Genomic DNA, 24326 nt, shown 5'->3' with positions numbered 1-24326 from the left:
CGGGGCACGACGAGACGGCATACGAACTTTGGAAAGGGAAGGGCGCTGGGACCGGAGTCGCTGAACGGCGTACCGGACGCCGTCCTGGCGCTGTGGCTGGCCACCGCCGCCGGGTGGGCGGTGATCGCCGTGGGACTGCGCCGCGGCCTGGCGGGCACGGCCCGCCGCGCCGCGCTGCTGGCGCACGGCCTGACGCTGCCGGGCCTGGTGTTGGGGGCGTCGATGGCCGGCTTCGGCGCCCTGCACGTCACCGTCGCGGCCGCCGCGCAATGGTGGGCCCTGGCCGCGGTGACCGGGCTGCGGCCCGAGCGGCTCACCCAGCAGGGCGCCCTGCCCCGCCTGGCCGCCTGGCTTGCGCTCACCCTGGTCGCCGCGCTCGCCGGGACGGCGCTGGTCCTGCCGCCGTGACCGGGCGGACCCCGGTGGGCGAACCTCCACCGGGCGGCGTCTGTCAAATCTCCGTAGGATCCGACCAGGAGAGCGCAAAATCCACGGAGGTGGATCATGCCGTGTGCGCTGTGCGGCGACATCATCCCGACGGAGGTCCCCCGGTGCCCGGCCTGCGGCGCCTGGGCCCGGCGCCGCGACTTCCGTGCGATCGGGATGGCCGTGTTCATGCTGCTCGGCTTCAACGCGTTCGTCGCTCTCGGCTGCGGGCTGAGCCTGGCGCGGCTGGCGGATCCGCTGCGGACCGCCACCCACGACACCTACGACCCCGCCGCCACGGCGCGGGCCCTGGCGCCCTACACCGACGTGTTCCTCGTCTGCGCCGTCCTGGCCGGGATCACCGGCCTGCTGTATCTGGCGTGGCTGTGGCGGGCGCGCCGGCAGTCGGCGGGCCCGCACCGGTACCGGCGCGCCTGGGTGCTGCTCGGCTGGGTCACCCCCGTGGTCAACCTGTGGCTGCCGCCGCGGCTCGTGTACGAGGTGTGGGCGGGCAGCCGCCGCCGCATGCGCCCCGCCGAACGGCACTCCGCCGCCGTGGTGGTGGCGGCCTGGTGGGCGTCGGTGCTGTGCGGCGTGGGGCTGGCCCGCGTCTTCTCCGGCGGCAGCGTCCACACGCTGGCCGATGCGCGCTTCTACGTGCACGTGGGCGTCGCCGCGGCCGCCTGCCAGGCCCTCGCCGCCGTGCTGTGCATGGCCACCGTCTTCCACATCACCCGGCTGCAACTGGAGGCCGCCTGAGAAGGGCCTTTTTGGTCAGGCCCCTGATCACAGGGTGGGGCCGGAGCTGCCTCCGCTGGCGTGCCAGAGGCGGGCCGGGGGGCGTTTGACGTCGCCGCCCGCATGGCCGATGTCGGCGTACGGGGACAGGGCGAAGCCGTTGGCGTAGACGATGCGGCGGCCGACCTGGCGGGAGGAGGCGACGTTCCGCCCCTCGCGGGCCATGGCCTCGTGGACGGCGGCGGGTCCGCCGCGCTGCCACGCCTCGTACAGGCCGACCAGGTCCCAGCACGCGTAGGCGGTCAGCGACGCCGGCCGCCGCCCGGCCGGGGCCCGGCGGACGCGGCCGCGCGCCACCAGCAGCCACGAGCTGAACAGGATCGCGGCGCAGCGGTCCTGCACGGACTCGAAGAAGGTGAGGTCCACGGGGCCGGTGGCGTCGTCGAGGGTGGCGAAGATGATCCGCTGGCCGGACCGCACCGCGGGCGTCTGCGTGGCCACCTTGACCCCGGCGACCAGCACGTCGTCGCCGTCCGGGAGGGCGGCCAGCGCGCCGGAGCGGACGACGCCCAGCCCGTCCAGCATCTCGTCGTAGAAGCTCAGCACGTGCCGGCTCACGTCCATGCCGAGGATGTCCAGTTCGGCCTCGACCACCTCGGCGGGCGTCATGTCCGGCAGCTGCCCCACCGGGATGTGCTCGACGACGCCGAGGCCGCCCTCGGCCTGGTCGTGGCCGAGCGGCAGCTGTCCCTCGATCAGCCCGTCGGAGGGACGCGACACCGCCCGGTCCAGCGCCCCGACGCGGCACAGCAGGTCGCGCCGGTTCAGCGCGGCGCGGCGCCCCGCCGGGGCGGGTGCGCCCAGCGCGCGGTCGCCTGCCGGAGCGGTCGGCGCGCCTGCGCCGACGGCCGCGGGCGCGGGGGCCGGGGCGGCGGCCGGGCGCAGGTCGTAGAGGGCGTCGAAGGCCCCGGCGAGGACGAGCCGTTCGGCGGTGGGACGAGACACCCCGGCGCGGTGCCAGAAATCGCCGAGGGAGTCGTAGGGGCGGTGTTCGACGATGCGCGACACCTCGGCCGCGCTGATCCCGCGGACCTCGTTCAGCGGGACGCGGATGCCGTAGCCGCCGGGCCGGCCGCCCTGCCGTCCGCCCGGGCGGACCGGTTCGACGCGCCATTCGGCGGCCGAGCGGTTGACGTCCAGCGGCAGGATCGGGACGCCGAAGTGGCGGGCGTCGTCGAGGATGGCGCGCTTGGGGTACATGCCGGGGTCGTGGGTGAGCACCCCGGCGTAGAACGCGGCCGTGTGGTGGCGTTTCAGCCAGGCCGACTGGTAGGTGGGCAGGGCGAACGAGGCGGCGTGCGCCTTGCAGAACCCGAACGCGCCGAACGCGGTCAGCGTCCGCCAGACCCGTTCGACGACGTCCTCGTCATAGCCGCGGGCCAGGGCCGCCGCGCGGAACCACGCCGCCGCCTCGCGCTGCCCCTCCTGGTCGCCGAGAGCGCGCCGCACCCGCTCGGCCTGCGACAGGCCGCACCCGGTCATGACGTCCAGCACGCGCAGCACCTGCTCGTGGAACACCACCACGCCCTGGTTCTCGCCGAGCGCGCCGGCCAGGTCGGGGTGCGGGAAGGACGGGGCGCGGCGGCCGTGCCGGGCCTCCAGGAACGGCGTGATCATGTCGGAGTTGACCGGTCCGGGCCGGAACAGCGAGATGTCGATGACCAGGTCGTCCAGGTTCCGCGGCTGCAGCTTTCCGAGCAGCTCGCGCTGGCCGGGCGACTCGATCTGGAAGCAGCCGAGCGTGCGGGAGGAGCGGATCAGCTCGTAGGTGGCGGGGTCGTCGCGCGGCACGGCCTCCAGGTCGATCCGGGTGCCCTCGACGCGGGCGATCTCGGCGACCGCGTGCGCCATCGCCGACTGCATCCGCACCCCGATGACGTCGAGCTTGAGCATGCCCATCGCCTCGACGTCGTCCTTGTCGAACTGGCTCATGGGGAAGCCGAGCATGCTGGTCTCGATCGGGCTGCGGTCGCGCAGCGTGCGGTTCGACAGCAGGACGCCGCAGGGGTGCATGGCGATGTGGCGGGGCAGTCCGTCGAGCCGTTCGGCGATGCGGAACAGCACCTCCAGGCGGCCCTGGGAGAGGTTGCTCTGCCGCAGTTCGGGCAGGTCGTGCAGGGCGGCGTGGATCTGGCGGGCGCGGATGTGCGGGAACGCCTTGGCGATGGCGTCGATCTCCTGCGGGGGCAGGCCGATCGCGTTGCCCACGTCGCGGATGGCGCTGCGGGCCCGGTAGGTCTCCATCATCGACACGCACGCGGTGTTGCCGCGGCCGAACCGGTCGAACAGCGCCTCGTAGGCCTCCAGGCGGCGCGCCGACTCCACGTCCAGGTCGATGTCGGGCAGGCCGGGGCGGCTGTCGGCCAGGAACCGCTCCATCAGCAGGTCGTGCCGCAGCGGGTCCAGGTCGCCGATGCCCAGCAGGTAGTTGACCAGGCTGCCGGCGCCAGAACCGCGGATGGCGCAGCGGATGCCGCGGCCGCGGATGAGGGCGGCGGCGTCGGCGACGGTGAGGAAGTAGGCGGCCAGGCCCTTGCGGGCGATGACGCCCAGCTCGTCGGCGAGCCGGTCGGCGGCCCGTGTGGAGCGTTCCAGGCCGCGGCGGGCCAGGCCCTCCCGGCACCGGGCGGCCAGCAGCGCCTGGGCGTCGCCGGCGACGTCGGGCAGGTGCAGGGCGCCCATGCCGAGATCGGCGGGCGAGTCCAGGGCGCAGCGGTCGCCGAGCCGCAGCGTGACGGCCATCAGCTCGTCGGCGGCGTCCGCGCCGCAGGCCAGCTCGGCGACGCGCCGCATCTGCGGGATCGGCTTGAGGTAGGCCTGGCCGGTGGTGTCGTCGAGGTGGCGGCGGTGCAGCGGGGCCGGCCGCCGCGCCGCGTCCAGCACCTGCGCGACGGGGTGGTCGGCCTTGTCCAGGTAGCGGACGGCGTTGCCGAGCACCGCCGGCACCCCGGCCTCCCGGGCCAGGGCGAGCATCCGCGCGGCGCGGAACCCGTCGCCGGGCCCCTGGTGATCGACGATCTCGATGACCGTCTCGGCGGCGGCGCGCCAGGCCGCCAGCCGGGCCGCGGCCAGGTCGCGGTCGCGTTCGGCGACGGCCCGTCCCACGTCGGAGGCGGGGCCGAGCAGCACGACCAGCCCGTCGGCGTGCTCGCCGACCAGCTCGCGGGTGGCGACCGGCCTGGTGCGTTCGCCGCGGGCGTGGGCGGCGCTGACCAGGCGGCACAGCGACGCCCAGCCGCGGGGCCCGTCGGCCAGCACGACGATCCGGTGCGCGGCCTCGGCGTGCGGGTGCCGGCGGCGCGAGGGGCGGGCGCCGGACGCGCACTCCTCCGGGTCGGCGACGGCGAGGTCGACGCCGAGCACCGGCCTGACGCCCGCGTCCCGGCAGGCCAGCATGTGCTTGACCGCGCCGTACAGGCCGTCGCGGTCGGTCAGGGCCAGGGTCCGCATGCCCAGGTCGGCCGCGCGCGCCGCCAGCTCCCGCGGCGGGGCCGTCCCGTACCGGAGGGAGTAGGCGGAGGCGACATGCAGGTGCACGGTGCGCCGCCTTCAGTCCCACACCCGGGACAGCATCCAGTCGCCGGACGCCGCGTCGTAGCGCAGCTCGTACACGCCGATCTCCCGGTCCGGGGTCGCCTCGACCCGCCAGAACTCCCGTTCGCCGGTCACGTCCGCCTCCGGCTGCTGCTCGCGCCACCAGTCCCGTGTCGTGACCCAGTGCTCCAGGATCCGCCGTACGGTGTAGAGCCGCCCCCGCCAGACGAACCGGGCCGGGCGCCCGTCGGACACCCAGACCTCGACCGGGTCGCCGAATACGCGTGTCATTCCCCTCCCCCGCCTGCAGAAAAGCGATGACCGCACGGGGGAAGTCATGCGGTGTGTTCGAACACCTGTTCGCAGCAAGTCTAGGGAGGCCGGGGACCGCCCGGCAAGGCGAAAGCGGGCGGCGAACATCCGGCCACCCGCAGGAAAGCGCAGGTCACAGCGTCAGGCCAGCAGGCGCACCAGCCGGTCGGCGACCGCGGCGACCTGGGTCACCGGGGCGATGCCGCCACCCGCCCACAGATACGACCATCCGTCTGCGGCGGGCGTGGCCACGACCATGGCGCGCCGCCGGGACACCGGGCCCAGCACGCACAGCACCGACTCCTCGGGACCGGCCAGCCGCCAGCGCAGCCCGCGCACCTCGACCTCGTACGCCAGTGCCGCCAGATGATGCCGCCGCACCTCGGCGATCTTCTGCGCGTCGACAACGGACACCGCGATCAGCCGCCTCACCGTAGAAGTGGCCGCCGCCCGGCGACGCTGAGCACTCAGGCGGCGACTTTCGGTAACTGCTCCCAGGATGTCCGGCGACGGAGATCGGCACCGGAGAACCGGGAACTCGGGTCGACTTTTTCCTCCCCCGCCCCGGCGCCGACGGTACGGAACAGAGAGCCACTTCACCCTTACGTTCCGTGACGGCATCCCGCCGTTTCCCACCGGTGCCCTCCCGGCGACCGCGGCGGAGGCGGCCCGTGATAGACCGCTGCCAACACGACGGAACGGCCCGAAGGAGCCCGCCGATGACCGCAGCCGACCCCGCCGGCGGCGACGGCACAGGCAGCGCGCGGCGCCCGGACGCCCCGCCACCGGAGACAGCGCCACCGGAGACGGCGCCACCGGAGACGGCGGCGCCGCACGGCGCCCCGGCGCGCGCGGGGCTGCGCGAGCGCAAGAAGCAGCGCACCCGCATGGCCCTGATCGACGCCGCGCTCGACCTGTTCCTCGCCCAGGGGTACGAGCAGACGACCATCGACGAGATCTCGGCGGCGGTGCAGGTGTCGCAGCGCACGTTCTTCCGCTACTTCGCCGCCAAGGAGGACGTGCTGTTCGGCTACATGAGCGAGTTCGACCACCTCCTGGTGGCGGAGCTGGCGGCCCGTCCCGCCCGCGAGCGGCCGTTCACCGCGCTGCTCGAGGCGCTGCGCGGCCTGCTGCACGCCATCGCCGAGGGCGACCCCGCCGACGCCGCACGGTTCCGCCGGGTCCTGCGGGTCGTGGAGGGGACCCCCGCGCTGGCCGCCGCGCAGATGGCGCGGTTCGCCGCGACCGAGGAGACCCTGGCCGCCGCGATCGCCCGCCGCCAGGGCGTGGACCTGGCTCGCGACATCCGCCCCCGCCTGCTGGTCGCCTTCTTCTCCGGGGCGACGCGCGTGGCCTTCGAAGATTGCGCCCGGCAGGACGTGTGGGACCCGGCCGCCCTCGCGGCGCGGGTGGACGAGATCATCACGGTCGCCCACGACGACCTGCCCGGGTGGATCTGACCACGCCGCACCGGTGCGGGATGATCGTCATGCCCCGGCGCGTTGGGGACGCACACCGAGGACCGGAGAGGACACAACGACATGCGCGCGATCGTCGTCAGCCGCCACGGCGGCCCGGAGGTGCTGGAGCCCGTCGAACGCGAGGACCCCGTCCCGGGCCCCGGCGAGGTGCTCATCGACCTGGCCGCCAGCGGCGTCAACTACATCGACGTGTACTTCCGGACGGGCGCCTACAAGCAGGCGCCCCCGTTCGTGCCGGGCCAGGAGGGCGCGGGCACGGTCGCCGCGGTCGGCGAGGGCGTGACCGGCGTCGCGCCCGGCGACCGCGTGGCCTGGCAGGGCGTGCTCGGCTCCTACGCCCAGCGCGCCGTGGTCCCCGCCGACCGGACCGTCCCGGTGCCCGACGGGCTGAGCCTGGAGGACGCGGCGGCGTCCCTGCTGCAGGGCATGACGGCGCACTACCTGACGCACTCCACCTACGCGGTGAGGCCGGGCGACACGGTGCTGGTGCACGCGGCCGCGGGCGGCATGGGGCTCTTGCTCACGCAGATCGCCAAGCTGCGCGGCGCCCGCGTGATCGGCACGGTGTCGACGCCGGAGAAGGAGCGGCTGGCGCGCGAGGCCGGCGCCGACGAGGTCGTCGGCTACGACGGCTTCGCGGCGCAGGTGCGGCGCCTGACCGGCGGGGAGGGCGTCGCCGCGGTGTACGACGGTGTGGGCGCCGCCACGTTCGACGGCAGCCTGGAGAGCCTGCGCCCGCGCGGGACGCTGGCGCTGTACGGGGCGGCCAGCGGCCAGGTCCCGCCGTTCGACCCGCAGCGCCTCAACGCCGCCGGCTCGCTGTTTTTGACCCGGCCGACCCTCGCGCACTACACCCTCACCCGGGACGAGCTGCTGGAACGCGCCGCGGCCGTGCACGGCTGGATCGCCAGGGGCGAGCTGCGCCTGCACATCGGGGGGCGCTACGACCTTGCCGACGCCCGCCGCGCCCACGAGGATCTTGAGGGCCGCCGTACAACGGGCAAACTTCTGCTGCTTCCGTGAACGGAGCGTCAGTGTGCCCGCATCGCGGGTGAGGCCCCACTAGGGTGGGATTCCGCCAGTTCATGTCGACCTCCAGGACAATGATGACCACGCACGCGGGAGAGAACGCCGATCCCCTGCAGCCCGAGGACCCCCGGGAGCTCGGACCGTACCGGCTGGTCGCCCGGCTCGGCCGTGGCGGTATGGGAACCGTCTTCCTCGGCGAGGACTCTTCGGCGTCCGGCCCCGGCCGCCATGTCGCAGTCAAGGTGATCAACCGCGAGCTCGCCAGCGAGTCGGCGTTTCGCGAGCGGTTCCGGCGCGAGGTGACCGCCGCGCGCCAGGTACGCCGGTTCTGCACCGCGCCGGTGCTGGACGCCGAGCTGGACCGCGATCCGCTGTACGTCGTCACCGAGTACATCGACGGCCCCAGCCTGGAGCGGGCGGTGGCCGAGCGCGGGCCGCTGCCCGGCTCCGACCTGGAGGGCCTTGCGGTCGGGGTGGCGACCGCGCTGGCCGCCATCCACGGCGCGGGCATCGTGCACCGCGACCTCAAGCCGGCGAACGTGCTGCTGTCGGCGACCGGCCCGCGGGTGATCGACTTCGGCATCGCCCGCGCCCTGGACGCGGCCGACGGCCCGACGCGCACCGGGCAGTTCGTCGGCACGCCCAACTACCTGGCGCCCGAGCTGCTGCGCGGCGAGCCGGTCACGGCCGCCTCGGACGTGTTCTCCTGGGGCTGCGTGGTGGCGTTCGCGGGCACCGGGCGCGCCCCGTTCGCGGGCAACACCGTCCCGGAGATCTTCTACCGGGTCGCGCACGAGGCGCCGCGGCTGGACGGGCTCGACCCGGCGCTGCGCGAGCTGGTGGCCGCCACTCTGGACAAGGACCCGGCCAAGCGGCCGTCGGTCGAGGACCTGCTCGGCCGCCTGGTCGGCAACTCCCAGCCCGACCCGGCGCGGCTGGCCGAGACCGTCCAGGCGAGCTGGCACGCCGGGTTCGGCGGGAATGCCGCGACGGCGCCGCCCCGGCCCGGCGACGAGGACACCCGTGAGGACGCCCCGCCCACGCCGCCCCTGCCCGGGCAGCCGGCGCGGCCGGTGTCCTCGCAGCCCCTGTCCGTCCCGCCCCCGCCGCCGACCGCGCCGCCCGCCGCCACGGGGGGCACCCGCCTGCTCGACCGCCGCCCGTCCCGCCGCACGTCGCTCATCGGCGGCGGCGTGGTCGGCGCGGTGCTGGTGGTCGTCCTGCTCGTCTCCGTCTTCCGCGGCGACTCCCCGCCCGACAACACCGCGCCCGTCTTCAGCGACGACTTCAGCAACACCCAGTCCGGTTGGGCGGGCGGCACCTACGTCAGCGGTGAGGGCTACCTGAACGGCCAGTACCGCATGGACACCGACGACTGGAAGAAGAAGCGGGCGCCCAAGGAGAGCGACGTGCCGGGACGGCTGCTGGTCGGCGTCACCTCGACGTCCGTGGAGGCGCAGCCGGACGCCGAGCTCGGCCTCTACTGCCGCGACGCCGGCAACGACACCAACAAGGACACCGGCTACTGGTTCCTGGTCCGCGCCGACGGCAAGGGCGCCTTGATCCGCAAGGTGTCCCCCGACCAGGGCAGGAAGCAGCTCACCGAAGCCGACTCGGCGCCCGGCTGGAAGCCCGGCAAGCGCAACCGGCTGCAGATCGCCTGCGAGGAGCAGGACAAGGGCAAGAAGGTCCACCTGCGGCTGTGGGTCAACGGGAAGCTGGCGCTGGAGTACACCGACGACTCCGCGCCGCTGCCCAACGGCGTCGCGGGGCTGGTCATCCGGCGCGGCGGCAACGCGGCCCAACAGATCACGACCGACTGGGACGACTTCGAGATGGACGAGATCCGCGACTAGCGGCGCGTCCCTCGCCCCGCCCCGGCCCGCGACCGGTGATCGGCTCCGGGCCGTCACCGTACACTCACCGGCATGGCATCCCGCATCAGCGAGCTGGTCATCGACGCCGCCGACCCCGACCGGCTCGCCGCCTTCTGGAGCGAGGTCCTCGGCTACGTCGAGTTCCACCGGGAGGAGGACGGCAGCATCCACATCGGACCGCCCGGGGTGGGCTTCGGCGGCCCGCAGCCCACCCTCGTGCTCAGCCCCAGCGGCGACCCGCGGCCCCGCAAGCTCCGGCTGCACATCGACGTCAGCCCCACCGATCGCGACCAGGACGCCGAGCTGGAGCGGCTGCTCGCGCTCGGCGCCCGGCCGGCCGACGTCGGCCAGACCGGCTCGGAGAGCTGGCACGTGCTGGCCGACCCGGAGGGCAACGAGTTCTGCCTGCTGCGCACCCGGGTCCGGCCCGCGTGACCGGCCGCGGCGGGCGGCCGCCGGGGGCGCCCTACGCGTCGGCGGGGTCCGGCAGGTAGCCGGCCATCCAGCGGGCCAGCTCGGTGAAGATCTGGTCGCGGGCGGGTTTGGCGGACAGCACCAGGTCGTGCAGGCCGCCGTCGATCCGCACCAGCGTGACGTGCCGTCCCAGGCGGGGCGCCCAGCGGGCCATGTGCTCGACGTCCAGGACGGCGTCGGCGCTAGACAGGTCGGCCGCTCCCGGCTTGGGGCGGACGCTGCGGGCCGAGGCCATCACCAGGACGGGCACGTCGATGTCGAGGCCGCGGTGCACCCGCAGCTGCCCACGCCGGACGGCCGCCAGCCACGCGGCCCGCACCGGGAAGCCCTCCAGGGGCTTCCACGCCAGGTCGAAGTCCCATTCGCCGTCGTGGTCGGCGTGGATGCTGCGGGGGTACAGCTCGGAGACGCCGGCGGGCAGCTTCGCCTTGGGGAACCGGGCCCGCAGCGCCCGGGCGAGCCCGGCGCCGAGCTTGCGCAGCAACAGCGGCTCGTTGATGTCCAGGAACGGGCTGTTGAGGAACAGGCCGTCGACCAGGCCCCGGCCGCGCACCCGGTCGGCCCACAGCGCGGCGACCAGCCCGCCGGTGGAGTGGCCGTTGAGCAGCACGGCCCGGTGCCCGTCCTCGTCCCGGATGATGCGGACCGCCGCGTCGATCTCCGGGAAGTACTCGGTGAGGCTCTCGACGTAGTTGGGCGTCTGGTGGGGGCGCAGCGACCGGCCGTACTTGCGCAGGTCCAGGGCGTAGAAGTCGAACCCGCGCTCGACGTAGAAGTCGGCCAGGTGGGTCTGGAAGAAGTAGTCGACGAACCCGTGCACGTAGAGCACGGCGCGGCGGCTGGGGCGCTGGCCGCGGCGCCGGACCAGCGTGGCCACGACCTCGCCTTCGGCGTCGCGGCCCATGGGCAGTTCGATGGCCTCGTACTCCGGCCCCAGCACGTCCGTCGTCGCCTTCATGGGCCCCAGCGTACGGCCGACGCACCCCACCACCAGAACCCCCATTTTCATCACGTCCGAAACATGGGAATCGGCCACTAGGGTATGGGCGTCCCGTTGCCGACCCACCGACAGGAACGACCAGGCATGCCCGAAACCCTGCGGACCGGCCTGCGCCGGCGCCACATGACCATGCTCGCGATCGGCGGCGCCGTGGGAGCGGGCCTGTTCGTGGGCAGCGGAGCGGTGATCAGGACGGCGGGCCCCGCCGCCGTCCTGTCGTACGCCGCAGCCGGGCTGCTGGTGCTGTGCGTGCTGCGCGCGCTGGGCGAGATGGTGGTGGCGCGCCCGGTCGCCGGGTCCCTGGCCGAGTACGCGCGGATGGCGCTCGGCCCCTGGGCGGGCTTCACCATCGGCTGGCTGTACTGGTACCTGTACGTGGTCCTGGTCGGCGCCGAGGCGGTGGCGGGCGCGGCGATCCTCGGCGAGTGGATCCCGCTGCCGCAGTGGACGCTGGCCGCGGCGCTGCTGGTGGTGATGACGGCCGTCAACCTGGTGTCGGTCCGCTCGTTCGGGGAGTTCGAGTTCTGGTTCGCCTCCATCAAGGTGGCGGCCATCCTGGTGTTTCTGGTGCTGGGCGTGCTGTACGCGGCGGGCGCGTGGCCGGACGCGTCCGGCGGCCTGGGCAACCTGACCGGCCACGGCGGGTTCCTGCCGAACGGCCCGGCCTCGGTGTTCGCGGCGATCGTCGCGGTGATGTTCGCGTTCGGCGGCACCGAGATCCCCACGATCGCCGCGGCGGAGAGCCGGGAGCCGGGACGCGCCGTCGCCCGCGCCACCGGCAACGTGCTGTACCGGGTGGCGCTGTTCTACGTGCTGTCCATCCTGCTGGTGGTGACGATCCTGCCGTGGAACGACGCCAGGGTGCTGACCAGCCCGTTCGTCAGCGCCCTGGACCGCATCGGGGTGCCCGCGGCGGGCACGCTCATGCAGGCGGTGATCCTGACCGCGGTGCTGTCGGTGCTGAACTCGGCGATCTACGTCTCGTCCCGGATGCTGTACGTCCTGACCCGCAACGGCGACGCCCCCGCCGCCCTGGTGCGGCTCAACCGGCGCGGCGTGCCGGTGCGGGCGATCCTGCTCGGCACCGTGGCCGCGTGGGGCTCGGTGGTCGCCTCGTACGTCTCGCCGGACGCCGTCTTCAAGTTCCTGATGAACTCGATCGGGGTCATCCTGGCGTTCGTCTACCTGTCCGTCGCGTTCTCGCAGCTTCGCCTGCGCGCCCGGCTGGAGCGCGAGGACCCCGGCAGCCTCACCTACCGGATGTGGGCGCACCCGTACCTGACCTGGCTGGTCGTCGCCGCCCTGGTGGCGGTGCTGGTGTCGATGGCGTTCATGGCCGAGCAGCGGTCGCAGCTGCTGGCCTCCACGGTCAGCCTCGCCGTCGCCGCCGCGGCCTACCCGCTGCGCCGCCGCTACGGCAAGACCCCGCCGGTGTCGCAGGTGACGGCGCCCGCCCACCGGCCGGACACGCCCTTCGCCGGGAACGTGTGAACGCGACGGGGTCCTCCCGCATCTCACAATGTGGGAGGACTCATGCCAACGACTCCGCTCCGGCCCGGTGATCCCGAACGCCTCGGCCCCTACCGCATCGCCGGCAGGCTCGGGCGGGGCGGCATGGGCACCGTCTACCTCGGCGTGACCGGCGCGAGCCGCCGGGTCGCCATCAAGGTCATCAACCCCGAGCTGTCCGACGACGCCGCGTTCCACGAGCGGTTCCGCCGCGAGGTGACCGCCGCGCGCCGGGTGCGCCGGTTCTGCACGGCCGCGGTGCTGGACGCCCGCCTGGACGGCGACCCGCTGTACGTGGTGACCGAGTACGTCGACGGGCCCACCCTCGAACAGGCCGTCGGCGAGCGGGGCCCGCTGCGCGAGGGCGCCCTGGAGGGCCTGGCGGTCAACATCGCCACGGCGCTGGGCGCCATCCACGGCGCCGGGGTGGTGCACCGCGACCTCAAGCCGTCCAACGTGCTGCTGTCCTCCACCGGCCCCCGGGTGATCGACTTCGGCATCGCCCGCGCCCTGGACGCCGCGGAGGGCCCCACCCGCACCGGCCAGTTCGTGGGCACGCCCGCCTACGTCGCGCCCGAGCTGATGCAGGGCGGCGCCCTGACCCCGGCCGCCGACGTCTTCTCCTGGGGCTGCGTGGTCGCCTACGCCGGCACCGGCCACGCCCCGTTCCCGGGCACCAACGTCCACGAGATCATGCACCGCGTCCTGACCGCCCCGCCCGCCGTGGACGCACTGGACCCGGCCCTGCGCCCCCTGGTGAGCCGCGCCCTGGCCAAGGACCCGGCCGACCGCCCCGACACCGCCGCCCTCCTGCGGGAACTGACCGGCCACCCGCCCCTCGCCGCCGCCCCGGCCGCTCCCCCACCCGCACCGCCCCCCGTCCCACAGGTCGAGGCACCGCCGACCCGACACACCCCCTCCCCCGCCAAAGCACCGCCCGCCACGCCACCTCCCGCACCGCCCCCGCCCAGCGAAGAGCGGCCTTCGCCGGAAGGCGCGGCCGAAACGCCGCCACCGCCGCACAGCCCGTCACCCGCCGAAGCACCACTCGCCCAAGACGCCTCCGCGCCACACCCCTCGACCCCGGCGACCACGCCCTCCCGGCCGTCCACGCAAAGCGGATGGCGGCCTTCGCCACAAGACGAGGGCGAGGCGCCGCCGCCCCGGCACAGCCCCTCACACGCCGAAGCAACCTCCCCGCCCACCTGGCCACCCCCCGCGGCCCCGGCAACCGCCCCCTCCGAGGCACCGACGCAGGCGGCCGCCAAGGCAGGGCGCGGTACGCGGCGGCGCGACTGGCTGGTGCGGGCGGGGGCGTTCGCGGTGATCGCCGCCGTGCTGGGCGTCCAGCAGCTGCTGCCCGACGACGGCACGTCCGAGGCGCGCGCCGACGATCCGCCCGAATCGGCGGCGGTGCTGCTGAAGGACGACTTCGACGACCCCCGCAGCGGCTGGCCGAACGGATCCGACGAGTGCGGCGCCTACCGCGACGACGGCTACGTGCTGGACATCGCCCCGCGCGCCGGGGACGCGCAGACCTGCACGGCGTCCGCACAGATGCCGTCGCCGCAGCACTTCCTCGTCGACGTCAAGGTCAGGCTGGCTGCGGGCCCGAGCGGCACCGCCTGGGCCGCGGGCGTGCACCTGCTGGCCGCCAAGGGCGGCGCCGACCGGTACGACGTGCTGCTGCGGCCGGACGGCACGGCCGGGCTGACCAAGGTCGTCGGCGGGAAGAGGACGGAACCGGCCTCCGGCGGGGTCGCCGACTTCGAGCCGGACGACCACAACCGGATGCAGGCCGAACTGGACCTGCGCGGCGGCGCCCCGCGCATCGCGCTGTGGGTCAACGGCGACAGGGTCTTCGACTACACCGACACCCGTGCCCCGCTGCGGCGGGGCACCACCGGGCTCGTGCTGTACGACGCCGGGGCGAGCGAGCGGGTCACGGCGGCGTTCGACGACTTCACCCTGTGCCGGGCCGAGGACTCCTGACCGCCCCGCCTACTCGTCCTCTCCGGCCTCCAGGTCGCCTTCCGTCTCCAGGTACGTCCGGCGGAGCCGGTCCAGGGTCTCGGGGTCGGGGGCGGCCCACAGCCCCCGGTCGGCGGCCTCCAGCAGGCGTTCGGTGATGCCGCGCAGCGCCCACGGGTTGGACTGCTCCATGAACGCGCGGGTCTCGGCGTCGAAGACGTACTCCTGGGCCAGGGTCTGGTACATCCAGTCGTCCACCACCCCGGCGGTCGCGTCGTAGCCGAACAGGTAGTCGACGGTGGCGGCGAGCTCGAACGCGCCCTTGTAGCCGTGCCGCCGCATCGCGGCGATCCACCGGGGGTTGACGACGCGGGCACGGAAGACGCGGCGGGTCTCCTCGGCCAGGGTGCGGGTGCGCACCTGGTCGGGCAGGGCCGAGTCGCCCACATACGCGGCGGGGGCGCGGCCGGTCAGCGAGCGCACCATGGCGACCATGCCGCCGTGGTACTGGAAGTAGTCGTCGGAGTCGACGATGTCGTGCTCGCGGGTGTCCTGGTTCTTGGCGGCGACGGCGATGCGGCGGAACGAGGCCTCCATGTCGGCGCGGGCCTCGCGTCCGTCCAGCCCCCGGCCGTAGGCGTAGCCGCCCCACACCGCGTACACCTCGGCCAGGTCGGAGTCGTCGCGCCAGTTGCGGGCGTCGATGAGCGGCAGCAGGCCCGCGCCGTACGCGCCGGGCTTGGAGCCGAAGATGCGGGTGGTGGCGCGGCGCCAGTCGCCGTGCACGGCACGGTCCGCCAGGGCGTGCCGCCGCACGAAGTTGCGGTCGGCGGGCTCGTCCAGCGCGGCGACGGCGCCGATGGCGTCGTCGAGCAACGCGATGACGTGCGGGAACGCGTCGCGGAAGAACCCGGAGATGCGCAGCGTGACGTCGATGCGGGGGCGTCCCAGCTCCTCCAGCGGGACGACCTCGAAGCCGGTGACGCGGCGGGACGCCTCGTCCCACACCGGTCGGCACCCGATCAGCGCCAGCACCTCGGCGATGTCGTCGCCCTGGGTGCGCATGGCGCTGGTGCCCCACACGGTCAGGCCCACGCTCGCCGGGTAGTCGCCGGTGTCGTCCAGGTGCCGCCGGATCAGCGAGTCGGCCAGCGCGGCGCCGACCTCCCAGGAGTTGCGGGACGGGATCGCCTTGGGGTCGACGGAGTAGAAGTTGCGGCCGGTCGGCAGCACGTTGACCAGCCCTCGGGTGGGCGACCCGGACGGCCCGGCGGGCACGTACCCGCCGGACAGGGCGTGCAGCACCGCGCCGATCTCGTCCCGGGTGGCCGACAGCCGCGGCACCACCTCGGCCGCGGCGAACTCCAGCAGCCGGACGACGGGCCCGATCTCCCGGTCGAGGGCGGCGCGGCACACGGCGGGGGCGTGGGCGGCGTCCCAGTCGCGTTCCTCCATGCCCTCGACCAGGCGGCGGGCGAGGGACTCCAGGACGTCGACGGCGTCGGAGGCGGTGCGCGCGTGCGCCCCGGCGATGTCGGCGTCCACGACCGAGCCGGGCTCGGCGAGCAGCGCCTTCTCGTCCAGGCCGTGCGCGGCGGCGAGCGCGGCGCGCAGGCCCGGCATGGCGCCGGCGACGCCGCCCCACACCTGGGCGGCGCGCAGCACGGCCAGCACCAGGTTGACGCGGGCCGCGCCGAGCGGCTCCTGCCCCAAAACGTGCAGGCCGTCGCGGATCTGCACGTCCTTGACCTCGCACAGGTAGCCGTCGATGTGCAGGATGAAGTCGTCGAACTCGGCCTCGCCGGGCATCTCCTCCCGGCCCAGGTCGTGGTGCAGCTGCGCGGCCTGCACCAGCGTCCAGATCTGGGCGCGCACCGCGGGGAGTTTGGCCGGGTCCAGGTCGGCGACGGTGGCGTACTCGTCCAGCAGCTGCTCCAGCTTGGCCAGGTCGCCGTAGGTCTCGGCGCGCGCCATGGGCGGGACGAGGTGGTCCACGACGGTGGCGTGCCCGCGCCGTTTGGCCTGCGTGCCCTCGCCCGGGTCGTTGACGATGAACGGGTACACCAGCGGCAGGTCGCCCAGCACGGCGTCGGGTGCGCACTCGGCGGACAGGCCGAGCCCCTTGCCGGGCAGCCATTCCAGCGTGCCGTGCTTGCCGAGGTGCACGACCGCGTCGGCGCCGAACTCCTCGTCCAGCCAGCGGTAGGCGGCCAGGTAGTGGTGGGACGGCGGCAGGTCCGGGTCGTGGTAGATCGCCACCGGGTTCTCGCCGAAGCCCCGCGGCGGCTGGATCATCAGCACCGCGTTGCCGAACCGCAGCGACGCCAGGACGATGTCGTCGCCGTCCACGTACAGGTCGCCGGGCGGTTCGCCCCAGTGCTCGCGGACGCGTTCGCGCAGCGGCTCCGGCAGCGCCTCGAAAAAGCGGCGGTAGGCGGCGAGGGGCACCCGTGCCGGGGCGGCGCGCAGCTGGTCCTCGGTGAGCCATTCCACGTCGTGGCCGCCCGCCTCGATCAGCGCGTGGATGAGCGCGTCGCCGCTGTCGGGGTCGCTCCACAGCGTGTCGTCGTCGCCCAGCCGGTAGCCGGCGGCGGCCATGGCGCGCAGCAGCCGCACGGCCGAGGCGGGCGTGTCGAGCCCGACCGCGTTGCCGACCCGCGAGTGCTTGGTGGGGTACGACGACAGCACGATCGCGACGCGTTTGCGGTCGTTCGGCACGTGCCTCAGCCGCGCGTGCCGCACGGCGATCCCGGCGACGCGGGCGGCCCGCTCCTCGTCGGCCACGTACACGGGGACGCCGTCGGGGCCCTCCTCCTTGAACGAGAACGGCACGGAGATCAGGCGCCCGTCGAACTCGGGGATGGCGACCTGCATGGCCGCGTCCATCGGCGACAGCGCCCCGTCCGACTCCTGCCAGGCGGCACGGGGCGTGGTCAGGCACAGGCCCTGCACGACGGGCACGTCCAGCGCGGCCAGCGCCCCGGCGTCCCAGGAGTCCTCGTCACCGCCCGCGACGGCCTGCGAGGCGACCGTCCCGCCCGCCGCCAGCACGGTCGCGACCAGCGCGTCGGCCCTGCCGAGCAGGTCGAGCAGGCCGGTGTCGGCGCCGCGCAGCGAACCGCAGAACACCGGCAGCGCGTTGCCGCCCTTCTCCTCGATCTTCCGGCACAGCACGTCGACGAACGCGGTGTTGCCGGACAGCTCGTGCGCGCGGTAGAAGACGACGCCGACCGTGGGACGGTCCGGGTCGTGCGCGTACGAGCCGTGCACCCCGTACGACGGCATCGCGGCGGGCGGCGCGAAGCCCTCGCCGGTCAGCAGCACGGTGTCCGACAGGAACCGGGCCAGTTCCCGCAGGTTGGCGACGCCGCCCTCGCGCAGGTAGGCCAGCGCCTCGGCGGCCACCCCCGCCGGGACGGTGGACAGGCCCATCAGCTCGGCGTCCGGGTCGGCCTCGCCGCCGAGGAACACCACGGGCGGGCCGCCGCGGCGCCGCAGCCGCTCGACGCCCTCCGGCCAGGTCTTGCGGCCGCCCAGCAGCCGCACGACGACGACGTCGGCGTCCTCGGCGAGCCGTTCGGCCTCCTCGACGGCGAGCCGCACCGGGTTGGCCGTCACGTAGCCGGCGTCGGCCGCGCGGGCGGCGAGCAGTTCGGTGTCGGCGGTGGACAGCAGCAGGACACGCATCGGCAGGGCCTCCTCCGGGGTCCGCGCCCCGGCTCGGTGACGAGGTCGCGACGGCGCGGAGTCTCCTGGCTCCCGGATCGGCGTCGTGGCCTCCGGCCTTCCAGCGCGTGCGCCGTGGCCGTGTGCGGAGGCGGACTCCCCGGTCACAGTTGCGGGACAGCCCCGGATTCGCACCGGGTTCCTCCCCTGCCGTCGGCCGTCATCGTAGCCGTGCCTGAACCGGCGCCCCGAAGCCGCCGTACCTAGGGTGGCAGCGCGGACCGGCCTCCCCCGTGAGCCGGCGTGCGCGACAGTGGTGGGCCGGCTTGCGTATGGGAGGACCTTCTGGTGTCTGTCTTCACGCCTTCCCCTCGGACGGCGCCGCCGGCCGGCGACGCGACGACGGAAGACGCCCCGTCCCGCCTGCGGAGGGCGCTCGCCCTGCTGCGCCGGCACCGGGTCTGGCCGCGGACGCTGACCGTCCTGGCGTTCCTGCTGGTCGCGTTCGCCCTGCTCACGCCGAACCGGCTCGACAAGCTCACCCCGGGCGCGTTCGCCCGCGTGCCGATCGAAGGGGTCCTCGGCGTGGTCGTCGTGCTGGCCCTGCGCGGGCGGGCCCGGCGGATCGCGGCGGGGGCCGGCGGCGCCGTCCTCGGCGCGCTGCTCGTCGTGAAGATCGTCGACATGGGCTTCTACCAGGTGCTGGTGCGGCCGTGGGACCCGGTACTGGACTGGGCGTTCGTCGACGCGGGCCTGGAGTTCTTCACCGGCGAGTACGGCGGGGCCGGTGGTGTCGCGGTGCTGGTCGGGGCGGTGCTGCTGGCCGTCGTCGTGATCGTCGTCGTGGCGCTGGCGGCGGTGCGGCTGGCGGGCGTCGCGGCCCGGCACGACAGCGGGGCGGCCCGCGCCGCCGTGGTGCTGTGGGCGGTGTGGACGGTGGGCACCGTGTTCAGCGTGCACCTGGTCCCCGGGGTGCCGGTGGCGTCGTCCACCACCACCCGGCTCGCCTACAAGCGCGTGCTGGCGGTGCGCAAGGGCCTGCACGACAAGGAGGTATTCGCCCGGCAGGCCGCCGTGGACAACTTCCGCGCCACACCGGGCGACCGGCTGCTGACCGGCCTGCGCGGCAAGGACGTGCTGGTCGCCTTCATCGAGAGCTACGGACGCGACGCCGTCGAGGACCCGGAGTTCTCCGCCCAGGTGGGGGCGGTGCTCGACGCCGGCAGCGAACGCCTGCGCAAGGCCGGGATCGGGGCGCGCAGCGCCTGGCTCACCTCCTCCACGGTGGGCGGGGGAAGCTGGCTGGCCCATGCCACGCTGCTATCCGGCCTGTGGATCAACAACCAGCAGCGGTACCGCAACCTCGTCGCCGGCGACCGGCTGACCCTCAACCGGGCCTTCCACCGGGCGGGCTGGCGGACGGTCGGCCTCATGCCCGCCATCATCCGGGCCTGGCCGGAGGGCCGGTTCTTCGGCTACGACCAGGTCTACGACTACCGGACCCTGGGGTACCAGGGGCCGCGCTGGGCGTACGCCACCATGCCCGACCAGTACGTCCTGTCGTTCTTCCAGCGCAAGGAGCGCGAGGCCCGCGACACACCGGTCATGGCCGAGACCGCGCTGGTGTCCAGCCACGCCCCCTGGGCGGCCATTCCCCGCCTGGTCGACTGGCGGCAGGTCGGCGACGGCTCGGTCTTCAAGGCCCAGGGCGGTGCGGGCCTGGACGCCGACTGGCCGCCCAACGACCGCATCCGGGCCGAGTACCGCAAGTCCATCGAGTACAGCCTGAACACCATGATCTCCTACGCGGAGACCTACGGCGACGACGATCTCGTGCTGGTCTTCCTCGGCGACCACCAGCCCGCCCCGCTGATCACCGGCGAGGACGCGAGCCGAGACGTCCCGATCACCATCGTCGCCCGCGACCCCAAGGTGCTGGACCAGATCTCCACCTGGGGCTGGCAGGACGGCCTCAAACCCGCCCCCCGCTCCCCCGTCTGGAAGATGAGCGACTTCCGCGACCGCTTCCTCACCGCCTTCGGCTCCCAACCCACCACCACCCCGTCCCCCGCCCCCCGCTGATCGCCGACGGCGGCGCACGGCTCAGGCCACCGCTATGAGCGGCGCGAGCCCGGCATCATGCCTTGAAAGACCGGATCAGCGAGCAAGGGAACCACCTCCGGCTCCATCACCTTCGCCGCCCCCGGCGACGCGGCCGCGCGCACCATGGCGTACAGAACGTCGATGAACGGGTGATGCAGCAAGGAATTCATGAGCCGCTCCGCTCGGCGGTGGTCTCCCGCGTCCAGCGCCGCGCGCCGCGCCATGACCATGGCTTCGGTACGGGGCACGGCGTGCTGCCGCCCCATCACCAGATCTCCTCGGTTGAGCCCGAAAACCTCGATCGTGGCCTCACCGCGCCGGTCGCGGGCCCGGTATCGACCGGTGTTGAGAACGAGTCGGAGGTGATCGTAGGGGTCGTCCCGACTCGGGTCGATCAGCAATGCCGTACCGTCCGCCGCCCGCGGGAAAAGGTCGCGTTTCTGGTTGCTGTTGCACATCGAGCAGGCGAGCAGGTGGTTCAGCCAGTCGAACGTACGGAGCGGCGCCTCCTTCAACGGCTCGAAGTGGTCGATCGAGGTACCCAGGCTGTCCCCGCAGTACATGCAGCGTTCGATGCCCGGCGCCATTCCGGCGAGAATCTCGCGCAGTCTCCCGCGTTCTGGCCGCGCCGCATTCCATTCCTTGCGAGCCCGTGAGACATCCGCGCGCACACGCACCAACGTGTCCGTTCGCCGCTCAAGCGCTTCGGCCAGTTCGTCATCGAGCGGCGGCCGTGCCAGCGGGATCACGCTTCGTCTTCAAGCCGCGAGGAGACCTCACGCACTCGTGCGCTCAACGAACTCTGCAACTTCTTGCTCAGCCGTTCGTACTCGGCGAGCTCATCCTCCGACGCCGCACCGTCGAGCACCTTACCCTCGAGGTCGCCGAGCCGCCCGCGCAGCCGCTCCGCCTCCTCCGAGTAAGGCGTTTCCAACCCGAACAGCTCGGACAGCACCGCGTCGTCCCCGCTGCCGTACACGATCCTGCGATACAAGTCCTCATCGACCACCCGCGGCGGCTCCTGCTCGTCGGGCCCCGGCAACCGGATCAGCCCGCCAGGGTCGGCGCTCTGGCAGATGTAGGGGCTGTGCGTGGTCACGATGAACTGGATTTCCGGAAAGTGCGCCTTGAGCCAGTTCCCGATCTTCTTCTGCCAGCTGACATGCAGATGGGCGTCCACCTCGTCAATGAGCACCACACCCGGGTAAGGAAGCGTCGGCACCCCGTCCCGCTCCTCGACCTCAAGGCGCCCATATGCGAGATGCATGCGCCGCACGATATCAACGACGAGCGCACCCACGGTGCGGTATCCGTCGCTCATCCGGCGCAGCGGGAATTCCTGGCCGTCCGCCCGCCTGACCCAGAGCCCCTCGGAGTCGACCTTGCACACCTGGAACCCGTCCGGCAGCAACCCGTCGCCCATCAGCCGAAGCACCGCGTCCAGCACTTCACCAGCGCCGCCCTTGCCCTCAAGCCGAAGAAGATGCTGCCCGATGAGCCAGCTCACTCCTTCTACGAGAGTCGCGTCCTCGTCGAACAGCGTCCGAAACCCTGCTTCTCGTGACGAGTCGAGCTCGCGCACACCGACAACAGGTCGAGAGTGCCGCCGAAATGGCCCATATCCCAAATAAAGCCATCCGCTAGGCCGATTCGACCACGGCCCCTTATCGAGAACTTCCTGGGAACCCCGATAATCCCAGAGAGAAGACTTGATACCCCAGTAAATGACCGCATCGTCGCCCCCCTCCCCAGCATAGGGATCGAAATCTGCCGCACGAATCAGGTGAAGTTCGACCCGAGAATGACGGGACACGTCATCGACACCCCATCCGTTCACCATCGCGAGCGCCCTAGAGTTGAGCGGACCCGCAAGTGCGAGAATGATCGCCTGGAGAAGGGTGCTCTTACCTGAACCGTTGCGTCCGGCCAGGACCGTCCACCCGGCATAGGAGCCGTCCGCTCGCCGCGGGAGGTCCAAATCGACTGCGCGGGGGCCATCGAAGCCGCGCACTCCCTTGATCTCCACCTTGGAGACGTACACCCAGGCCTCCCCCCACTCCGGTCAGACAGCGTGCGTCGCCACTCTAGGGCCCGCCCCAAGACGGCTACAGCGGCAACACTCCTCCGGATCGACGTCACAAGAGAACGCAGCCGAATACCTTGCCCGGCCGGAAGGAGGAGCGTGCGCTTATCTCCGGCCAGGGACCGGCGATAGAACCCCCTCGTCCACAGCCACGCGCGCTACGAGCGAGTCGGGTTGTCGCGGCCATCGGACGCCTGCTGCACACACATCTACTCGCGCGCGAACTGCTGCACCCGATGACGGCGCGGGTGTCACAGCAGGGCGAAGCCGATGGCCTTGCCGGGGCGCGGAGGCGAGCAGACGGTCGTCGGATAGACGGCGCAGCGACCTGCGGTCAGGCCGTGGACCAGCGCGAGACCCCGGCCACCGACGGTCAGGCTTGCGATCACGGCGTCCAGATCATCGTCCGGTTCAGGGACGGCTGCCACGTTCAGCAGTTCGGGGATCCGTCCAAGGGACGGGTCGCAATCCGCGACCTCGCACCACACCGCACGGGAGTCGACGCCCGCGAAGATGATCCGCAGCTCGTACGGGGACTTGGCGTGCTGTACGGCGTTGGCGGCCAACTCCGCGACCACGAGTTCCATATCGGCCACCGTGTCCGCCGACGCACCCGCCCGCGTCAGCGCGTCTCGCACGACGGCCCGAGCCTTGCGTTCCGCGTGCTGAGACGACAGCCGCCACACCCGCGCCCTCCACAGGTCGGATGCCGGCAGAGCCGCCGGATGCTCCGACCACAGCGGGATACGGGCGATCATGACCGCATCGCCTCCGCGATCATGGCGACGGCGTTCGGGTCGGTAACGAGCGCCCACCCGTTCGACCAGAGCCATGCCCACGTTCCGAGCTGAGGAGCGGGCACGCACACCACATACCGGATGCATCCGCTCCCCCCGGTCACCAGGCGCAGCACCTCGGCTCCGGGCGGCCCGACCACCGCCGCCTCGAACGAGTACAGCGCGAGTCTCTCCGCCAACCACGTCAGATGCACCGCCCGCATCGACCGATCAAGCACCCACCCGTCCGCCATATCCCTTCCTCACGCACATCGAAGAATCTCACAGAGAATCACTAAATGATCACTCTGTGTATTACCTTGTGCGTTGACACTTCCACGGACGGCGAGATGGCCGCCACGAGTTGCAAGGCATGCAACAAAGACGTCCGGATAGCGCACATCCGGGCCGCTGACCCCTCGGAGGAGGCTGTCGTGATCAAGAAGGCGGCAACCGCACGTGGCCGGAGCCTCGGCGCCGAACTCCGCGACCTGCGCAAGAAGGTCGATCTCACTACCAGGGCCGCCGCCGCGCGGATCGGCTGGACGCCGTCCATGCTCAACCGCACCGAGAACGGTCTGCGCGCTACGTCCGCCGAGGAGGTCGCCACAATCCTGGGCGCTTATGGCGTGACGGGGGCCGAACGCGAACGCTTGCTCAGTCTGGCCCGGGACGCCGAGACCCCCGGCTGGTGGGAGACCGGCGACTCGATCTACCCGTCACCTCTCAAGGCCTTGATCGGCTTCGAGTCACAGGCCGTACGCATCACCAACATTGAACTGGCGCTGATTCCAGGGCTGCTCCAGATCCCAGAGTATTCCCGCGCGATCATGCGCGCCGCCGCCATACCACCCCTGGAGATCGAGACCCGCGTGGCCACGAGGTTGGGGCGCCAAGCCATCCTGAGCCGTCCCGCTCCGCCGAAACTGATCGCAATCATCGACGAGAGCGCGCTCCGCCGCCCGGTCGGCGGCCCCACGGTGATGGCCGAGCAACTTCGGGTTCTGGCAGGTCTCGCTCAACGCCCGAACATCACGGTGCGCGTGATCCCCTTTCACACTGGAGCCCATGCCGCGCTGGTCGGCGGATTCAGCATCCTCGAGTTCGAACGGGCTCACCCTCTCGTCCACCAGGAGGGCAACCGCTCGCTCAGCTTCATCGACAGCCCCACAGAGGTGGACTCATTTGTTGCAGACGTCGATACTTTGACCAGAACGTCCCTGCCACCTGAGCGATCACTCGAATACATACGGATGATCGCAACCAGCTTTGAAAGATGAGTTCGGG

The 24326-nt window shown here is 72.9% G+C and carries 18 protein-coding genes and 1 riboswitch; of the genes, 10 read left to right on the top strand and 8 right to left on the bottom strand.

Going from position 1 to position 24326, the window contains the following annotated elements; genetic code table 11:
• The first annotated feature begins 120 nt into the window (after positions 1 to 120).
• Both QSK22_RS18650 and QSK22_RS18645 read left to right on the top strand, forming a co-directional pair.
• Positions 121 to 408 (top strand): hypothetical protein, encoded by a 288-nt coding sequence (locus tag QSK22_RS18650; protein WP_285495489.1) that lies wholly within the window; start codon positions 121 to 123, stop codon positions 406 to 408.
• 96 nt (positions 409 to 504) lie between these two features.
• Positions 505 to 1185: a DUF4328 domain-containing protein gene (locus tag QSK22_RS18645; protein WP_285495488.1), complete on the top strand. Its 681-nt coding sequence runs from the start codon at positions 505 to 507 to the stop codon at positions 1183 to 1185.
• A 27-nt stretch (positions 1186 to 1212) separates the two neighbouring features.
• Here the strand turns inward: QSK22_RS18645 and QSK22_RS18640 are convergent, their stop codons facing one another.
• The 3 genes from QSK22_RS18640 to QSK22_RS18630 all read right to left on the bottom strand — a co-directional run bounded on the left by QSK22_RS18640 (position 1213) and on the right by QSK22_RS18630 (position 5502).
• Positions 1213 to 4761 carry a DNA polymerase III subunit alpha gene (locus QSK22_RS18640; protein WP_285495487.1) on the bottom strand — a complete coding sequence of 1183 codons (3549 nt, stop codon included), beginning with the start codon at positions 4759 to 4761 and terminating at the stop codon, positions 1213 to 1215.
• Positions 4762 to 4773: 12 nt separating this feature from the next.
• Positions 4774 to 5049: a DUF6504 family protein gene (locus QSK22_RS18635; RefSeq protein WP_285495486.1), complete on the bottom strand. Its 276-nt coding sequence runs from the start codon at positions 5047 to 5049 to the stop codon at positions 4774 to 4776.
• A gap of 162 nt (positions 5050 to 5211) precedes the next feature.
• Complete coding sequence (locus QSK22_RS18630) at positions 5212 to 5502, bottom strand: hypothetical protein (protein ID WP_285495485.1); 291 nt, start codon at positions 5500 to 5502, stop codon at positions 5212 to 5214.
• A 287-nt stretch (positions 5503 to 5789) separates the two neighbouring features.
• Between QSK22_RS18630 and QSK22_RS18625 the strand changes: the two genes are divergently transcribed.
• The 4 genes from QSK22_RS18625 to QSK22_RS18610 all read left to right on the top strand — a co-directional run bounded on the left by QSK22_RS18625 (position 5790) and on the right by QSK22_RS18610 (position 9892).
• Positions 5790 to 6530, top strand: coding sequence for a TetR family transcriptional regulator (locus tag QSK22_RS18625; protein WP_285495483.1), 741 nt, complete (start codon positions 5790 to 5792; stop codon positions 6528 to 6530).
• A gap of 81 nt (positions 6531 to 6611) precedes the next feature.
• On the top strand, positions 6612 to 7574 hold the full coding sequence (locus tag QSK22_RS18620) for a quinone oxidoreductase family protein (RefSeq protein WP_285495482.1): 963 nt from the start codon (positions 6612 to 6614) through the stop codon (positions 7572 to 7574).
• 83 nt (positions 7575 to 7657) lie between these two features.
• Positions 7658 to 9436 (top strand): serine/threonine-protein kinase, encoded by a 1779-nt coding sequence (locus QSK22_RS18615; protein ID WP_285495481.1) that lies wholly within the window; start codon positions 7658 to 7660, stop codon positions 9434 to 9436.
• A gap of 72 nt (positions 9437 to 9508) precedes the next feature.
• Positions 9509 to 9892, top strand: a complete 384-nt coding sequence (locus QSK22_RS18610) for a VOC family protein (protein ID WP_285495480.1) — start codon at positions 9509 to 9511, stop codon at positions 9890 to 9892.
• 31 nt (positions 9893 to 9923) lie between these two features.
• On the opposite strand, the gene QSK22_RS18605 is transcribed toward QSK22_RS18610, so the two are convergent.
• Positions 9924 to 10889: an alpha/beta hydrolase gene (locus QSK22_RS18605; RefSeq protein WP_285495479.1), complete on the bottom strand. Its 966-nt coding sequence runs from the start codon at positions 10887 to 10889 to the stop codon at positions 9924 to 9926.
• Between the two features lie 126 nt (positions 10890 to 11015).
• On the opposite strand from QSK22_RS18605, the gene QSK22_RS18600 reads away from it, so the two are divergent.
• On the top strand, positions 11016 to 12422 hold the full coding sequence (locus tag QSK22_RS18600) for an amino acid permease (RefSeq protein ID WP_285495478.1): 1407 nt from the start codon (positions 11016 to 11018) through the stop codon (positions 12420 to 12422).
• A 42-nt stretch (positions 12423 to 12464) separates the two neighbouring features.
• A complete protein-coding gene (locus QSK22_RS18595) occupies positions 12465 to 14432 on the top strand; it encodes a serine/threonine-protein kinase (protein WP_285495477.1) in 1968 nt (655 codons plus the stop codon).
• A 9-nt stretch (positions 14433 to 14441) separates the two neighbouring features.
• Here the strand turns inward: QSK22_RS18595 and cobN are convergent, their stop codons facing one another.
• Complete coding sequence (gene cobN / locus QSK22_RS18590; RefSeq protein WP_285495476.1) at positions 14442 to 18098, bottom strand: cobaltochelatase subunit CobN; 3657 nt, start codon at positions 18096 to 18098, stop codon at positions 14442 to 14444.
• A 59-nt stretch (positions 18099 to 18157) separates the two neighbouring features.
• A riboswitch (cobalamin riboswitch) is annotated at positions 18158 to 18281 on the bottom strand.
• A gap of 144 nt (positions 18282 to 18425) precedes the next feature.
• Between cobN and QSK22_RS18585 the strand changes: the two genes are divergently transcribed.
• Complete coding sequence (locus QSK22_RS18585; RefSeq protein WP_285495475.1) at positions 18426 to 20159, top strand: alkaline phosphatase family protein; 1734 nt, start codon at positions 18426 to 18428, stop codon at positions 20157 to 20159.
• Positions 20160 to 20191: 32 nt separating this feature from the next.
• Here QSK22_RS18585 and QSK22_RS18580 read toward each other — a convergent pair whose 3' ends face one another.
• From QSK22_RS18580 to QSK22_RS18570, 3 genes are all read right to left on the bottom strand, one after another.
• On the bottom strand, positions 20192 to 20929 hold the full coding sequence (locus QSK22_RS18580; protein ID WP_285495474.1) for an HNH endonuclease family protein: 738 nt from the start codon (positions 20927 to 20929) through the stop codon (positions 20192 to 20194).
• Complete coding sequence (locus QSK22_RS18575) at positions 20926 to 22221, bottom strand: AAA family ATPase (RefSeq protein WP_285495473.1); 1296 nt, start codon at positions 22219 to 22221, stop codon at positions 20926 to 20928. Before QSK22_RS18575 ends, QSK22_RS18580 begins: the two co-directional genes overlap by 4 nt.
• A 293-nt stretch (positions 22222 to 22514) precedes the next feature.
• On the bottom strand, positions 22515 to 23096 hold the full coding sequence (locus QSK22_RS18570) for an ATP-binding protein (RefSeq protein ID WP_285495472.1): 582 nt from the start codon (positions 23094 to 23096) through the stop codon (positions 22515 to 22517).
• A gap of 377 nt (positions 23097 to 23473) precedes the next feature.
• Between QSK22_RS18570 and QSK22_RS18565 the strand changes: the two genes are divergently transcribed.
• The gene (locus QSK22_RS18565; protein WP_285495471.1) at positions 23474 to 24319 is read left to right on the top strand and encodes a helix-turn-helix domain-containing protein; all 846 of its coding nucleotides are present in this window, start codon (positions 23474 to 23476) and stop codon (positions 24317 to 24319) included.
• The last annotated feature ends 7 nt before the right edge of the window (positions 24320 to 24326 follow it).

Origin of the sequence: Actinomadura sp. NBRC 104425, assembly GCF_030269545.1 — a bacterium.
Lineage (GTDB): Bacteria > Actinomycetota > Actinomycetes > Streptosporangiales > Streptosporangiaceae > Spirillospora > Spirillospora keratinilytica.
The sequence above is the reverse complement of the archived record's forward strand: the minus strand, read 5'-3'. Positions and strand labels throughout refer to the sequence as shown.

Coding starts and splice junctions, on each gene's coding strand:
- QSK22_RS18645 (WP_285495488.1), top strand. CDS start 505: ATGCCGTGTGCGCTGTGCGGCGACATCATCCCGACGGAGGTCCCCCGG.
- QSK22_RS18635 (WP_285495486.1), bottom strand. CDS start 5,049: ATGACACGCGTATTCGGCGACCCGGTCGAGGTCTGGGTGTCCGACGGG.
- QSK22_RS18625 (WP_285495483.1), top strand. CDS start 5,790: ATGACCGCAGCCGACCCCGCCGGCGGCGACGGCACAGGCAGCGCGCGG.
- QSK22_RS18620 (WP_285495482.1), top strand. CDS start 6,612: ATGCGCGCGATCGTCGTCAGCCGCCACGGCGGCCCGGAGGTGCTGGAG.
- QSK22_RS18615 (WP_285495481.1), top strand. CDS start 7,658: ATGACCACGCACGCGGGAGAGAACGCCGATCCCCTGCAGCCCGAGGAC.
- QSK22_RS18610 (WP_285495480.1), top strand. CDS start 9,509: ATGGCATCCCGCATCAGCGAGCTGGTCATCGACGCCGCCGACCCCGAC.
- QSK22_RS18605 (WP_285495479.1), bottom strand. CDS start 10,889: ATGAAGGCGACGACGGACGTGCTGGGGCCGGAGTACGAGGCCATCGAA.
- QSK22_RS18600 (WP_285495478.1), top strand. CDS start 11,016: ATGCCCGAAACCCTGCGGACCGGCCTGCGCCGGCGCCACATGACCATG.
- QSK22_RS18595 (WP_285495477.1), top strand. CDS start 12,465: ATGCCAACGACTCCGCTCCGGCCCGGTGATCCCGAACGCCTCGGCCCC.
- cobN (WP_285495476.1), bottom strand. CDS start 18,098: ATGCGTGTCCTGCTGCTGTCCACCGCCGACACCGAACTGCTCGCCGCC.
- QSK22_RS18570 (WP_285495472.1), bottom strand. CDS start 23,096: ATGGCTCTGGTCGAACGGGTGGGCGCTCGTTACCGACCCGAACGCCGT.